A 15,199-nucleotide genomic window follows, 5' to 3' on the forward strand; every position below is an offset into this window, starting at 1 on the left:
GAATGGGACGGCTGGACGGCAAGGTCGCGGTGATCACTGGCGCGACAAGCGGCATCGGCCTGCGCACCGCCGAGATGTTCGTCGCCGAAGGCGCGAAAATCGTCATCGCCGGACGCCGGGCTTCCGAAGGGGAGCAACTTGCCAAAAGACTCGGCACCGCCTGCGTGTTTCGGCGCACCGACGTCACCATCGAGGAAGATATCCGGGCCTTGATCGGCCAGACGGTCGATACGTTCGGCCGCATCGACTGCCTTTTCAACAATGCCGGCGGCCCGGCGCAAACCGGCGGCATCGAAAACCTTGACGCCGCGCGCTTCGACACCGCGATCGCGACGCTGCTGCGCAGCGTGATGCTGGGCATGAAGCACGCAGCACCCCATATGCGCCGCCAGGGTTCCGGCAGCATCATCAACAATGGCAGCATCGCCGGCAGGCTGGCCGGCTATTCGTCGTCGCTTGTCTACGGCGCCGCCAAGGCCGCGGTTATTCATCTGACCAAATGCGTGGCGATGGAGCTGGGCGAGGCCAACATCCGCGTCAACAGTATTTCGCCGGGCATCATCGCCACCGGCATCTTCGGCAAGGCGCTGGGCCTGTCGGTCGAAGCCGCGGAGAAAACGCCGGAGATCATGCGCGAGGTCACCAAGACAGCGCAGCCGATCCCGCGTGCCGGCTTACCCGAGGATATCGCCCATGCCGCGGTATTTCTCGCCAGCGACGAGTCAGGTTTCATCAACGGTCATGATCTGGTGATCGATGGCGCCATCACCGGCGGCCGCAACTGGACCGCACAGCAACAAGGCTATGTCGCCATGCGCAAGGCATTCGGCGAGATTCCGGAATAGGCCGCGAACATCCGGCCAGCCGATCTCTCTCACACCGGCGACAGCACCACGCGCAGCCCGTCCTTGGGCTTCGGGATCGGCCACATCTGCCAGTCCGGCGTGGTGCCGGGCTGCAGCGAGACGCTGAGATTCTGCAGGAAATGCCGCGCAAAACACTTCGCCTGCATGTAGGCGAAGTGCAGCCCGAGACACATATGCGCGCCGCCGCCGAACGGCACCCAGGCGAAGCGATGGCGGCCGCGCTGCGCCTCATCGGTAAAGCGCGACGGATCGAACGTTTCGGGATCATGCCAGATTTGCGGCATGTGATGGGTAAACAGCGGATTGATTCCGACCAGCGTACCGGCGGGGATCGCGTAGCCGCCAAACGTAAAATCCCGCGTCGCGCGCCGCGGCAGCGACGGCACCGGCGGCTTCATCCGCATCGCTTCCTTGAAGGCCATCTCACTCAATGGCATGGCGTCGAGATTTTCCGACGTCGTCGGCTCATCGGCGGCGACGCCGAGCGCGGTGATTTCGTCGCGCAGTTTGCTTTGCCACTGCGGATTGGCGGCGAGCCCAGCGACAAAGGATGTCAGCGACGAGGTCAGCGTGTCGTGCGCCGCCATCATCAGAAAACTCATGTGGTCGACGATGTCCTGGGTCGTGAGCAGCGCGCCGTCCTCATGGGTGGCGCGGCATAGCTGCGAGAACAGGTCCTCGCCGCCCTTGGCGCGGCGGATCGGAATCTGTTCCGAAAAATAAGCGACGACACGGGCGCGGCCTTTGACACCGCGCGCCATCTGCGTGCCGGGTAGAGGCTGCCGGATCGGCGTCACCGCGGCCGCGACCATGTCGATGAAGGCGCGCGTGATGTTGTCGACATCGGGCCCGATGCTGGCGCCGAGAAACGACGTCGCAGCGAGATCGAGCGTGAGTTGTTTCATCGCCGGATAGAACAATATCGGCCCCGGCTGCGCCTTCCACTGCGCGACCCGCGCCGCGATCCCGGCATCCAGCGCAGCGAGATAGGACTTCATCGGCCCGGCTTTGAATGCGACCGAGAGAGCGCGCCGGTGCAGGCGGTGTTCGTCGAAATCAAGCAGCATCAGGCCGCGTGGAAACAGGCGGCCCAGGATGGTCTCCCAGCCATAGGTCGAGGAGAACAGCCGGCTTTGGTCGAACAGCACGAGCTCATTGGCTTCCGGCCCAAGCAGCGTGATGCTGGTTTCGCCGAGCACGCGGCTGCGATAGATCAGGCCATATTTCGCAGCCATCCGCTCAACTTCCCCCTTGGGGTCGGCGAGGATCGACAAGGTACGGCCCACGATCGGCCAGCCTTCGTTGCCCGGAATGTGCTTCAGCGAAGTGCGCTTGACCGGTGTGATGGTGATCGCGGGAGACACCACAGTCTGCATGGACATGGCAATTGCTCCGATTGGTCCCAGTGGATCCGCCGGAGTTCGATCGTGGCGTGATCGCAGCTCCGGGTCGATGTCATCGGCGTAGCCCCAATGCTGCTAAAATAGCCCCTTTGTCGTTCCTGTGCAAAGGCTCTCGGGAGGTTAAACCTTCCGTTTTGCGGCTTCCTTTTGCAGATCCGGTGCATTGATGATCGGGATCGCGACGCGGCCGGGGCCGGTGAGCGAAAGCGCGGCAGCGGCCTTGTCGTTCTCCATGATCTTGGCCATCACGGCCTGACCCGCCCGGTCGAACACCGCGCGATTCTCGATCAGGAATTTCTGCGACTCGCGCAGCTTGGTGACGTAGCCGTTGATCTCCGGCACCACATAGCGCGCCACCATGTCCCAGCTGCGCCGGGTGTTTTCCGGATTGGCCCAGTCGTGCACGAAGCCGACGATGGTGCCGACGCCGCCGGAAACTTCCGTCAGGCTCTTGATGGTTTTGACGAGATCATCCGGTGTGCCGATGGTGGAAGCGGCCGCCTCGCCGCCCGCGGTTTTATCCACCGCGTCCTCCGGCGAGGTGAACGGCTGCAAGCCCGGCCGCTGCAGCGTGCGGACATTGTATTCATTGTGCCAGCGCATCAAACCAGCGCCCGCCTCGCGCTGCGCCTGTTCACGGGTCTCGGCGATATGCCAGCTCAACAATACGCGCCAATCGGAACGGCTCACAATGGTGCCGTGCTTTTTCGCGGCATCCTCGGCAAAGCCCCATTGCGTCGGCAGCGCCATCAGGCCCTGCGTCGACATCGAGCCGAGCGAAATGATGCCGATGCCGTATTTGCCGGCCAGCGTCATGCCCGACGGCGAGATCTGCGACGCCACCACGAACGGCATCTCCTCTTGCAGCGGCAAGATCTGCAGCGCGGCATCGTTCATCGTGAACCAGTCGCTCTTCGCCGTGACCCGCTCGCCCTTGAATAGCCGGCGGATGATCGCAATCGCCTCGTCCTGGCGGTCGCGCTGCGTCATCGGATCGATGCCGAGCGTGTGCGCATCGGAAGCCAACGCACCCGGCCCGGAGCCGAAGATGGCGCGGCCACCCGTCATGTGGTCGAGCTGCACCATGCGCTGGGCGACATTGAAGGGATGGTGATAGGGCAGCGAGACCACGCCGGTGCCGAGCTTGATGCGCTTGGTGCGCTCGCCGGCCGCAGCCAGAAACATTTCGGGCGACGCGATCATTTCCCAGCCCGAGGAATGATGCTCGCCGCACCAGAACTCGTCGTAACCGAGTGCGTCGAGCTGCTCGACCAGATCGAGATCCCGACGAAATTGCAGCATCGGATGCTCGCCGATCGGATGATGCGGGGCGAGGAAGGCGCCGAACTTCAGGCGTGCCATGGGCGTTCTCTCCGGGCGTGTTGTTCTTGGTTGCTTGGCGCCAAACTAGTGCGCGGCAAGGACCAAGGCAATCGCTGCTGGATCGGACCGCTTATGCGGTACCGGCCATGCGCGGAGTTAAGAATCGCCCGGCGTGCGCCTTCTATTGAACGTTCAGCGTCCTGACGACGCGGAAGCTGTCGCCGCTACCGGCATAATGGTCGTCGCGGTAGCCCGAGCGCGACTTGTCCGCGGACCAGTTCCATAGCCCGCCGCGCACCATGCGCTTGGTGCAATCGCCTTCCAGCCATGGCGCACCGTCGGCCGGCGTATCCTCGGTGTAACGCTTGTTGAAGCAATCCTCGGTCCATTCCATCACGTTGCCGTTCACCTGATAGATCCCGAAAGGATTGGGCGCGTAGGAATCCACCACCGCCGGACCCTTGGCGTCGACGCCGCGCGGACCGTGGCCATACGGGGTACCCGCGGTATAGCTGGCGTTCATCGAGGAGATGGTGTTGCCGAACCAGAACGCCGTCGTGGTGCCGGCGCGGGTGAAATATTCGCGCTCGGACTCGCTCGGCAGCCGGTAGGTGCGCCCGACCTTTCGCGACAGCCACGCCAGATAGGATTTCGCCGCTTCGAAGCTGATGCCCTGCGCGGGCATGCGGCCGCGCCCGAATTTGTCGTCCCCCTTGTTGCCGTCGCAGCCGCCGTCGGCGAGGCAGGCATCCCACTCGTCGAATGAGATGGTGAAGCGGCCGACCGCAAATGGCCGCGCCAGCGTAACCTGGTGCAGCGGGTCTTCACCCTTGTAGCGATCGATTTCGGAAAGCGGCGTCCCCATGATGAACGAGCCCTTCGGCACCACCACCATCTCCGGGCAGGCCTCGCACTCCTTGAAGCTGTCTTTCGGCTTCAACGCCTGCTCGATCTCCGGCGTGAGCGGCTCCACGCCTTTCGTGGCGAAGAATTGCCGCGGCGCGGGTGCAGGCGCCTGAGCTGCTTCCGCGGCCGGAGCGGGTATCGGTCTCACGCGTTTCGATTTAGCCGAGGCGCCGGAACACCACACCGCAAATACGCCCGCGGTGAACACGGCCAGCAGTGTCAGCTTCATCGTCATGGGCGATCCTTGTAATCGGCGGTCTTTGGGGCGCGAGAGGGGCATTGCTTGGTCGCGCCGGTGGGGAGTTGCGTTCATGTCGAGACCGGTCGGTAGCGCAAGGGCCGATCCGGGGCGGGCAGGGCAAAAAACGAGCAAATGGGGCCTTTTTTGCCGAATTTACACCCCGGGACCATTCGGCTAAGAGGGCTTTCCTTTTTCCCGTTTCGAGGCTGCAATGGACCTGAAGCAACCCGACATCCCTGCTTCACTGCAGCTTTCCAGCCAGCGAAAGCGGGACCTGCTCGACCATTACGAAGACAATGTCGAGGAGCTCGATCGCTGGCGCGAATTCAACGTCGCCTACCATCAGGACGACCTCAAATTCATGCGGTTCCTGATCCCACCCGGCAAGCGGGTGCTGGAATTGGGCTGCGGCCGCGGCGATCTGCTGGCTGCGCTGCAGCCATCCTACGGCGTCGGCATCGATTTCGGTGCCAAGACCATTGCCCGCGCCCGCCAGCAACATCCGGAATTGAATTTTGTTCTTGGCGATGTCGAGGACCCCGCCACGCTGGCCGGGATCGAAGGACCGTTCGATTATATCGTGATCGCCGACACCATCGGCATGTTCGAGGACATCGACGGCACGTTAACTCAGGTGCAGCATCTGTGCGCGCCATCGACGCGGATCGTGATCTCCTATTACTCCCATCTGTGGGAACCGGTGCTCAAGCTCGCGGAGCTTTTGCATCTGCGCAGCAAGCAACCGAAGATCAATTACATCGCCAACGCCGACTTCCTCAACATGATGGACCTCGCGGATCTCGAGGTAATCAGCCAGGAGCAGCGGCAATTGATCCCGCGGCGCTGGCTGGGCCTCGGACCGTTCGTCAACCGCTTCATCGCGCCGTTGCCCGGCATCCGGCAATTGTGCCTGCGCACCTATCTGGTCGGACGCCCGGTGCGGCACTTCCCGGAGCGGAAATTGTCCGCGAGCATTCTGGTTCCCTGCCGCAACGAACGAGGCAACATCGAAAACGCGATCCTGCGCATGCCGCGATTTGGCTCATCGCAGGAAATTTTGTTTGTCGAGGGCAATTCCAGCGACGGTACCTTCGAGGAATGCGAGCGGGTTCGCGACGCCTACAAGGATCGCTGGAACATCAAGGTGCTGAAGCAGGACGGCAAGGGCAAGGGCGACGCGGTCCGCAAGGGATTTGCTGCCGCGACCGGCGATGTGCTGATGATCCTGGACGCCGACCTGACCATGCCGCCGGAGATGCTGCCGAAATATCACGCTGTGATCGAGACCGGGAAGGCGGAATTCGTCAACGGCACAAGACTGATCTATCCGATGGAGCATGAGGCGATGCGCCCGCTCAATCTGATCGCCAACAGATGCTTCGCCTATCTGTTCAGCTACCTCGTCAACACGCGGCTGACCGATACGCTGTGCGGTACCAAGGTCCTGCTGCGAAAAGACTACGAAATGCTGGCACGGGAGCGCGCTTACTTCGGCAATTTCGACCCGTTCGGCGATTTCGACCTGATCTTCGGCGCGGCCAAGCAGAACCTCAAAATCCTGGAAACACCGATCCACTACAAGGCGCGCACCTTCGGCGAAACCCAGATCTCGCGGTTTCGCGACGGCTGGTTGCTGTTGAAGATGGTGTGGTTCGCCTATCGCAAATTGAAGGCGATTTGAGCGGCTTGCCGCCAGACATTTAAGACCGTCATTGCGAGCAAAGCGAAGCAATCCATCCTACGGCACAAAGAAAGAATGGATTGCTTCGTCGCTTCGCTCCTCGCAATGACGAGAAGTCCTCGTCCTATGGCCGCAGCCCTCTACCTCGTCATCCGATTCCACGCATCGAGCCCGGCGATCTTGTAGGCTTCTGCCAGCGTCGGATAGTTGAACGTGTTTTGGATAAAATAATCGATCGTGCCTTTGAGATTGAGCACCGCCTGGCCGATGTGAATGAGTTCCGTGGCGCCTTCGCCGAGAATGTGGACGCCGAGCAAGCGGCGGGTCTTGGTCGAGAAGATCATCTTCATCATGCCGCTGTTGAGCCCCATGATGTGTCCGCGCGAAGTTTCGCGAAAGCGCGCGACGCCGACTTCATAGGGAATGCCGCGGGTCCGCACTTCTTCTTCCGTCAGACCTGTCGTCGAGATTTCCGGCACCGAATAAATCCCGTAGGGAAAGAACTCCGGCGGCGTCATCGGCTCCATGCCCAGTGCATGACAGGCAGCCACCCGCCCCTGCTCCATCGACGTCGATGCAAGGCTGGGAAAGCCGATCACGTCGCCGGCCGCATAGATATGCGGCACGCTGGTTTGAAGTGTGAGTGGATCGACCGCGATCCGGCCACGGTGATCGACCGCTATCCCTGCGGCCTCGAGATTAAGCCGATCGGTGGCGCCAACGCGCCCCGCCGCGAACAGCAACATTTCCGAAACAACATTGCGGCCGTCGGCAAGCCTGGTGACGATGCTGCCACCTTCGCTGCGCTCGATTGAATTGACGGCAGAGCCGAGCCGCATCGAGACATTGCGGTCGCGCAATTCGTGCATGAACTCTTCGATCAATTCCTTGTCGATGAAATCGAGGAAGGTCGGCCGAGGCTCGATCAGCGTCACCGCGACATCGAGTGCCGAGAAGATCGTGGCGTATTCGACGCCAATGACGCCGGCGCCAATCACCGCGAGGCTGCGCGGCAGTTTCGGCAGATCGATGATCTCGTCGCTGTCGAACACGCTTTTGCTGTCGAACGGCACATAATCCGGCCGGAACGGCCGGGTGCCGCAGGCGATCAGGATATGGGCGGCCGACACGGTGCGGATCTCGCCGCTGTCGGCCGTGATCTCGATCTGGTTCGGCCCGGTAAAGCGCGCCTCGCCGCAGGCGGTCTTGACCATGTTGCGGCTGAACTGATGCTCCAGCACCTCGACTTCATGGTCGAGCGTCTTCTGCAGCCGCGCGATCAGATCGACGGCGCCGATGTCCTGCTTGACGCGGTAGGAGCGGCCATAAAAGCCGCGCTCGCGCCAGCCTGACAGATTGAGCACGGTTTCGCGCAGGGTCTTGGAGGGGATGGTCCCGGTATGGACCGAAACGCCGCCAACCCGCCGGCCTTTTTCCACCACCAGAACCGACTTGCCGAGTTTGGCGAATTGCACAGCGGCCCTGCGGCCGGACGGCCCGGAGCCGATCACCACCATGTCATAGTCATGCATCGAAAGCAGTCCCGAACGCGCTGGAAGTGCTGGAAAGAAAGGCCCGAGGCCTTTTTCCATGCAGCAATCGGGCCAAAAAGACGCGAATGCGCGCGGTCACTGTCGCCGCGTAATCCATGTTTGGCGTCGATGCCGTTCGTCATCCACTTGCTATTCCGACTGTCGCCATCGACCTGCATGCGGCCCGCGCCAGTCGAGACTGTCATCGCTTCGCGACGCAGCCTTCATTCGCTTTTGCACAACCCGTCAATCCAACGCATCAAGAAAGCGCATGGCATATTCCGCCACCGGGCGATTTGCGGCATCAATTGCGATTTGCGCCGCATTTCTGACGTGGATGCGCCGCGCGACAGCCTTCGCCTGTTAACGATGGCGATCACAATCCCCGGCATTTCTGGGGAAAGACAGCACACGTCCTTTTTATTTTGCAGTGCAGCAACTATCTGGTTTGGGTGGAGTTGCTATTCACTTGCCCAGGAGCTGCCGTGTCCCTTGCCAAAAACGTCGAATTTCTGCGGCACCTGCCCAGGGTGAATGGAATCAATGGCTTGGGAGGCTGGGGAACCCGGCAACCAGCCAACACCCCGCTCGTCGAAATCACGGAATTCGGCACCAATCCGGGCGATCTCAGGATGTTTGCCTACGTTCCCGAGACGCTGCAGCCGATGCCCAGCCTGATCGTGGTGCTGCATGGCTGCGGCCAGACGGCCGCCGGCTACGATCTCGGCGCCGGCTGGTCGACGCTCGCGCAACATTACGGTTTCGCGCTGCTGATGCCCGAGCAGCAGCACTCGAATAATGGACAGGGCTGCTTCAACTGGTTCAACCCCGAAGATACCACGCGCGGCAGCGGCGAAGCCTGTTCGATCAGCCAGATGATCGCGCAAATGGTGCATGAGCACGCGATCGATCCGAATCGCATCTACGTCACAGGACTGTCTGCCGGCGGCGCGATGACGACGGCGATGCTCGCCACCTATCCCGAGACGTTCGCGGCCGGCGCCGTGATCGCGGGATTGCCGTTCGGCGTCGCGACCAATGTGCGCGAAGCATTGAACGGCATGTTCCAGACGCCCGCCCGTCCAGCCCCCGAATTAGGCGACCTCGTGCGCAACGCGTCAGATCATAAAGGCCCCTGGCCACGGCTTTCGGTGTGGCACGGCAGCGCGGATCGCACCGTTAACCCAGCGAATGCCGATGAGATTCTCAAGCAATGGCTCGACGTCCATCAGCTTCCTTCCGCGCCGATGTCGGAGGGAGCCGTTGACGGCTATCCGCGTCAGATCTGGTGGAATACGGACGGAGAAACCATCGTCGAATCCTACACCATCACCAATATGGCCCATGGCACGCCGCTCGGGTTGGCTGACAATGACGAACGGTATGGCGCCGAGGGCGCGTTTCTGATCGAGGCGGGAATCTCGTCCTCCTATCACATTGCCAATTTCTTCGGCCTGACCGACTGGATTCGTCCGGCCAAAGAATCTGCAAAGCCAGTTGCGAAGCAAACCGCCGAACCGATTCCGCTGGCTACCGTATCAGCGCGAACGCCGGATATCGCTGCCGTGCTCTGGCCGCAGGCGGGTCTCAACCGCGAGGCATCGCATTCATCGCCCCGTGGCGGTATCGACGTCGGCAGCGTCATCACACGCGCATTGACGGCCGCAGGACTCATGAAATAGCGGACGTGCCTTTAGCTAAAGCCACAGGGCATTTCGCACGACCCCGTTAAGGATAACGCGCACGATCCCGGCGTTTTGTTCCAGCCTTGAGAAATAAAATTGGAACCAAACCCACGGGCAAGAGTTTGCTGAGATTGTGACAGGCGGTTAAGTTCCGGCTGCTAATCTAAGCAAAACTCGGCGCCGTCCTGCATGTTGAAGGTCAACAAACCGATTTCTGCGGATTTTCTCTCCGGCGGCGGAGAGATGGGCGCGTTGACGCGCGCGCATGACTGGTCGGCCAGTCCGCTTGGAAAGCCCGAGACCTGGCCGCAGAGTTTGCGGACCGCACTGCGGATCCTGCTGAACACCAACCACCCGATGTTCATCTGGTGGGGCGAAGACCTCATCCAGTTCTACAATGATGCCTATCGCCAGACGATGGGACCCGAGCGGCATCCCAGCGCGCTCGGCCAGCGCGGACGGGAATGTTGGGCCGAGATCTGGCCCATTATCGGCCCGCAGATCGAACAGGTAATGAGCGGCGGCGGCCCGACCTGGAACGAGAACCAGCTCGTTCCCGTCACCCGCAACGGCAAGCTCGAACAAGTCTACTGGACCTATGGCTACAGCCCGATCGACGACGACGACGGGATCGGCGGCGTACTCGTGGTCTGCCGTGATGTCACCAAAGACTATCTTGCCTCCGTCGCGTTGCGGGAACGCGAAGCTGAACTCGCGCGCGTGCAGCAGATCGGCCGCATCGGCGGCCTTGAAGTCGATCTGACCACCGGCTTTCGCAATCGCCGCTCGCCGGAATATCTGCTGATCCACGGATTGCCGCCGGAGGCGGCCAACGAGTCGCACGAAGACTGGGTCCGCCGCATTCATCCCGAGGATCGCGAGGCCACTGAAAGAAAATTCCGCGACGCCGTTGCCAACGGCGTCCGTGACTACACGGTGCAATACCGGATCATCCGCCCCAGCGATGGTGAGACGCGCTGGATTTCCGTCAAGTCCACGATCGAACGCGACGCAAGCGGAAAACCCATCCGCCTGATCGGCGCCCATACCGATGTCACCGAACAGGTCGCGGCAGAGCAGGCGCTGCGGCAGAGCGAGGAGCTCTACCGCAAGCTTGCAGACCAGCTCGCCGAGTTGAATGCGACGCTGGCGCAGCGCGTCGAGGAGAAGACACGGGAGCGCGACCGGATCTGGAACGTGTCGCAGGACTTGCTGATGGTCTCCGATCGCGCCGGCGTCTGGCAGACGGTCAATCCGGCCTGGACCACAACCCTGGGCTGGAGCGAAGCCGAGTTGCTGAACAGGACTTCGGAATGGCTGGAGCATCCCGACGACAACGGTCTTACCCGCGCCAAGATGAAGGAGCTAGGCGCGCGCGAGACCACCGTCCGTTTTGAGAGCCGTTTTCGCCATAAGGACGGCACCTATCGCTGGCTGTCATGGACCGGCGTCTCCGACAAGGACTGCAATTATGCGGTGGCCCGCGACGTCACCGCCGAAAAGGCCGCGGCGGAGCGGTTGAAGGCCGCCGAAGAGGCGCTGCTGCAATCCCAGAAGATGGAAGCGGTGGGGCAATTGACCGGCGGCATCGCGCACGACTTCAATAATTTGCTGACCGGCATCGTGGGATCGCTGGATTTGCTGCAGACCCGTCTCAACCAGGGACGCACCGACAATGTCACGCGCTACATCCATGCGGCGATGACATCGGCCAACCGCGCCGCCGCCCTCACCCACCGCCTGCTGGCTTTTGCGCGGCGCCAACCGCTGGTTCCGAAGGTCGTCGACGTCAACCAGCTCGTGGTATCGCTGGAGGACTTGCTGCGCCGGACAATCGGCGAAGCCATCGATCTCGAGATCACAGCATTGAACGGGTTGTGGAATACGCTGTGCGATCCCAACCAGTTGGAGAGCGCACTGCTCAATCTCGCTATCAACGCCCGCGATGCGATGCCGAATGGCGGCAAGCTCATCATCGCGACTGCCAATGCACGGCTCGACGACACGACCGCCGATCCGTCGGCGCTATCGCCCGGCGATTACATCTGCATCAGCGTCACCGATACCGGAACCGGCATGAGCGCCGAGGTCGCCGCGCGCGCCTTCGATCCGTTCTTCACCACCAAGCCGATCGGCCAAGGCACCGGGCTCGGGCTTTCGATGATCTATGGCTTTGCGCGGCAATCGAACGGCCATGCCACGATCGACAGCAAGCTGGACCGGGGAACGTCGGTCAAACTTTACCTGCCGCGGCATCTCGGCAGCAGCATTATCGAGCAAGCCGCAGGCGTCCACACGAGCCGGCACGCCGCCACCGGCGAGACCGTGCTGGTGGTTGAGGACGAACCGGTGGTCCGCTCGGTCATTCTGGAAATGCTGGCCGATCAGGGGTACCGGACGCTCGAAGCCGGCGACGGCCCCGCCGGCTTGCACCTGCTGCGCGACAACAAGCAGATCGATCTGTTGATCACTGACGTCGGCCTGCCCGGCATGAACGGCCGCCAGCTCGCCGATCAGGCCCGGGAAACCCGGCCCGACCTGAAGATTCTCTTCATCACCGGCTATGCCGAAAGCGTTGCGATCGCCGACGGCTTCCTGCAGCCGGGCATGGAGATGATCACCAAGCCGTTCGATCTCGACAACCTGTCCCGCCGAATTCGCGCGATGGTTTCGCGGTAGTTCCACTTCCGCATCATCCTTCGAGACGCCGTGCAAGTGCGCAGCTCCTCCGGATGAGGACGAACTGTAGCCCGGATGAGCGCAGCGATATCCGGGAGCAACTGTCATGTCCGCGCTGATGCTCATTCCTCATGGTGAGGAGCGCGGCGGAGTTTATCATCGGGCCGCGCTTCGCGCGGACCCGTTGGCGCGTCTTGAACCATGAGGCCACAGCAGAAGACACGGCCGCCTGATCACACCGTCCCCGTCAGGAACGGATTCGTCATCCGCTCATGGCCGATGGTGGAGCGGGCGCCGTGGCCGCAGAAGAATCCGACATCGTCGCCGAGCGGCAGCAGCTTGTCCTTGATCGACTTGATCAGCGTGTCGTGATTGCCGCCGGGAATGTCGCTGCGTCCGACCGAGCCGTTGAACAGCACGTCACCGACATGGGCAAAACGCATTTCCTTTTGGAAAAACACCACGCTGCCGGGCGAATGGCCCGGGCAATGCAGGATGTCGAGGGTCAATTCGCCGATCGAGACCTGATCGCCCTCATCAAGCCAGCGATCCGGCGTGAAGTTACGCACGCCGCTCATGCCGAACCGCGCGCCGCTGTTGACGACATTGTCGAGCAGGAATTTGTCGGCGATATGCGGGCCTTCGATAGGCACTTTCAATTCTTCGCGCAGCTTGTCCGCGCCGCCGACATGGTCGATATGGCCATGGGTCAGCCAGATCTTTTCGACCGTTACATTGGACTGCTTGATCGCAGCCAGAATTTTCGGAACGTCCCCGCCGGGATCGATCACAACCGCCTTTTTGGTGGTCAGGCACCAAAACAATGTGCAGTTCTGCTCGAACAGCGTCACCGGGATAATGAGCGCACCGGCGCGCGCCTGTTCCTTGGCCTGATTTTCGGATTGCTTTGCCATGTGTTCCTGTCCTTTGGCCGCACATTGCCGATTTTTAGCGACCCGCCAAGGAGAAAATTCGCCGAAATTTCGGAAAATCCGTGCGTCGGGGCTGCCCTGACGTCGCGCACGCCGTTGGACGCGATCACGCAATCGGCTAGGCTGCGTGGCGATGGAATCACAAGCACGTCAGGTCAATCTCGTTCCCGCGCCGGACCGCCGTCAGTCCGAGACCGCGCTTGCGGTCGCGCGCGGCACCGCGCGCATGCTGCATACCCTGGGTTTCTCCTGCATCAGCGAATTATCGCTGCCGTCGGGACGCCGCGCCGATCTGGTGGCGCTGAACGAGCGCAGCGAGATCTGGATCGTCGAGATCAAATCGTCAATCGAGGATTTACGCGCCGACCAGAAATGGCCGGAATACCGATCGCATTGCGACCGGCTGTTTTTCGCCTTTACCCGGGAACTGTCGCACGAAATCTTCCCGCTCGATACCGGGCTGATCGTCGCCGATGCCTATGGCGCCCACCTGCACCGCGAGGCGCCCGAACATCGCCTGCCGGCGCCGACCCGCAAGCTGATGACCGTGCGCTTCGGCATGGCTGCCGCCGGGCGGATCAACCGGCTGGTCGATCCGCAAGGGCATGCGGAGTTTTAATTCACTCCGCTGCCGGCTGCTTCGATCGTCCTGAAATCAACAGGATGACCACGCCCATCATCGCGATCAGCCCACCGGCCCAATAGGGCGCGGCGGCGCTGAATGGTGACAGCACCGCGGCGAGCAGCGGTCCCAGCATCCGTGCCATCGCCTGCTGCGATTGGTTCGCACCCTGCACCAATCCCTGCGCGTCCGCGGGCGCCGCGTTGGAGATGATCGCGTTCATCGGCGGCTGGAACAGGCCATCGCCCAACGTGAAAACCACGATCGAAGCGAGCAGGAATTCGACCCGCGGCACGAACACCAGACATGCGATCAGCCCGAAACCAATCGCATTGACGGCGAGTCCCACGCGCGTGAGCAGATCGGCGCCGAGGCGCGGCAACAGTATGCGCGTGAGAAGCCCCTGGGCGACGATGTCCATCACGCCGACGGTGAACAATATCCAGCCGATCCCGGTCGGACCGAATTGCAAAATATCTTTCAGATAGACCGCAAAATTACTCTGCAGCATGGCGCCGGAAAAGAAGAAGGCAAACGCGGCCGCAAAGGGAATGCGCAGCGCGGCGATGCCGAGCACCTGCGCGAGTTGTGCCAGCGGGTTAAGCTGCTGCCAGCGCCAAGCCGGACGCGCCGCATCGCGCGCGAGGCTTTCGGGCAACGCCAGATAAATCCAGGCGATGCTCACAAGCGTCAGCGCGGCCGCCGCAAACAATGGCGCGGCAGGATAAATCGCCCCCAGCAGTCCGCCGGCGACCGGCCCCAGCATAAAGCCAAGGCCGCCGACCGCGCCGAGCACGCCATAGATGCGTCCGCGTTCTTCCGGCGCGAACGTATCTGCCACGTAAGCATAGACGGTGCTGATATTCCCGGCGGTCAGGCCGTCGATGATGCGGCCAACGAACAGAACCCACAATGCGCCGCCAAGGCCAAAGATCACATAGCCAATTGTGGAGCCAAACAGCGACAGCATCAGGATCGGCCGGCGGCCGTAGCGATCGCTGAGTGCGCCCATCACGGGTGCTGCACAAAACGCGCAGAGCGCAAACACCGAGACGATTAGCCCGACGTATAGGCCGACCTGCTCCGGCGGCACATATTGGCCGACCAGGAAAGGGATCACCGGCAGGATCAAGGTGAAGCCGGCGATATTCAGGAAAACCGATATCGCAAGCACGATCACCGAACCCTTTTGTTTGGGCGCGGCGTCGGACTGCGAAGCACGATCGGTATGTTGCGGAAGTTCTTGCATGGCTCTCTCCGGATCAAGGATTCACCCGGAGCAGTGTGTCGGCTGACAACCACACGGACGAATCCTGTGGCGCGGCTTGC

The 15,199-nt window shown here is 62.0% G+C and carries 12 protein-coding genes; 6 read left to right on the forward strand and 6 right to left on the reverse strand.

Annotation, left to right across the window (positions count from 1 at the left end):
* Positions 1–2 precede the first annotated feature (2 nt).
* Positions 3–845: a glucose 1-dehydrogenase gene (locus HB676_RS00250; protein WP_213735650.1), complete on the forward strand. Its 843-nt coding sequence runs from the start codon at positions 3–5 to the stop codon at positions 843–845.
* Between the two features lie 29 nt (positions 846–874).
* On the opposite strand, the gene HB676_RS00255 is transcribed toward HB676_RS00250, so the two are convergent.
* The 3 genes from HB676_RS00255 to HB676_RS00265 all read right to left on the reverse strand — a co-directional run bounded on the left by HB676_RS00255 (position 875) and on the right by HB676_RS00265 (position 4,733).
* Entirely contained in the window at positions 875–2,248 is a 1,374-nt protein-coding gene (locus HB676_RS00255) for a cytochrome P450 (RefSeq protein WP_213735651.1), read from the reverse strand.
* A gap of 141 nt (positions 2,249–2,389) precedes the next feature.
* Entirely contained in the window at positions 2,390–3,631 is a 1,242-nt protein-coding gene (locus HB676_RS00260) for an LLM class flavin-dependent oxidoreductase (protein ID WP_213735652.1), read from the reverse strand.
* Positions 3,632–3,773: 142 nt separating this feature from the next.
* A complete protein-coding gene (locus tag HB676_RS00265; RefSeq protein WP_213735653.1) occupies positions 3,774–4,733 on the reverse strand; it encodes a formylglycine-generating enzyme family protein in 960 nt (319 codons plus the stop codon).
* Positions 4,734–4,950: 217 nt separating this feature from the next.
* On the opposite strand from HB676_RS00265, the gene HB676_RS00270 reads away from it, so the two are divergent.
* Positions 4,951–6,420, forward strand: coding sequence for a glycosyltransferase (locus HB676_RS00270; protein WP_213735654.1), 1,470 nt, complete (start codon positions 4,951–4,953; stop codon positions 6,418–6,420).
* Positions 6,421–6,560: 140 nt separating this feature from the next.
* Here the strand turns inward: HB676_RS00270 and sthA are convergent, their stop codons facing one another.
* A complete protein-coding gene (sthA, locus tag HB676_RS00275) occupies positions 6,561–7,952 on the reverse strand; it encodes a Si-specific NAD(P)(+) transhydrogenase (protein ID WP_213735655.1) in 1,392 nt (463 codons plus the stop codon).
* A gap of 116 nt (positions 7,953–8,068) precedes the next feature.
* On the opposite strand from sthA, the gene HB676_RS00280 reads away from it, so the two are divergent.
* The 3 genes from HB676_RS00280 to HB676_RS00290 all read left to right on the forward strand — a co-directional run bounded on the left by HB676_RS00280 (position 8,069) and on the right by HB676_RS00290 (position 12,316).
* Positions 8,069–8,284 carry a hypothetical protein gene (locus HB676_RS00280; protein WP_213735656.1) on the forward strand — a complete coding sequence of 72 codons (216 nt, stop codon included), beginning with the start codon at positions 8,069–8,071 and terminating at the stop codon, positions 8,282–8,284.
* A 153-nt stretch (positions 8,285–8,437) separates the two neighbouring features.
* Positions 8,438–9,634, forward strand: coding sequence for a PHB depolymerase family esterase (locus tag HB676_RS00285; protein ID WP_213735657.1), 1,197 nt, complete (start codon positions 8,438–8,440; stop codon positions 9,632–9,634).
* Between the two features lie 192 nt (positions 9,635–9,826).
* Positions 9,827–12,316, forward strand: a complete 2,490-nt coding sequence (locus HB676_RS00290; protein WP_213735658.1) for a hybrid sensor histidine kinase/response regulator — start codon at positions 9,827–9,829, stop codon at positions 12,314–12,316.
* A gap of 233 nt (positions 12,317–12,549) precedes the next feature.
* Here HB676_RS00290 and HB676_RS00295 read toward each other — a convergent pair whose 3' ends face one another.
* Positions 12,550–13,230: an MBL fold metallo-hydrolase gene (locus tag HB676_RS00295; RefSeq protein ID WP_213735659.1), complete on the reverse strand. Its 681-nt coding sequence runs from the start codon at positions 13,228–13,230 to the stop codon at positions 12,550–12,552.
* A 151-nt stretch (positions 13,231–13,381) separates the two neighbouring features.
* On the opposite strand from HB676_RS00295, the gene HB676_RS00300 reads away from it, so the two are divergent.
* Entirely contained in the window at positions 13,382–13,867 is a 486-nt protein-coding gene (locus tag HB676_RS00300; protein ID WP_213735660.1) for an MmcB family DNA repair protein, read from the forward strand.
* Position 13,868: 1 nt separating this feature from the next.
* On the opposite strand, the gene HB676_RS00305 is transcribed toward HB676_RS00300, so the two are convergent.
* On the reverse strand, positions 13,869–15,119 hold the full coding sequence (locus tag HB676_RS00305) for an MFS transporter (RefSeq protein ID WP_213735661.1): 1,251 nt from the start codon (positions 15,117–15,119) through the stop codon (positions 13,869–13,871).
* Positions 15,120–15,199: the final 80 nt, after the last annotated feature.

It is taken from the genome of Bradyrhizobium sp. dw_411 (genome assembly GCF_018449695.1).
Classification (GTDB): Bacteria; Pseudomonadota; Alphaproteobacteria; order Rhizobiales; family Xanthobacteraceae; genus Bradyrhizobium.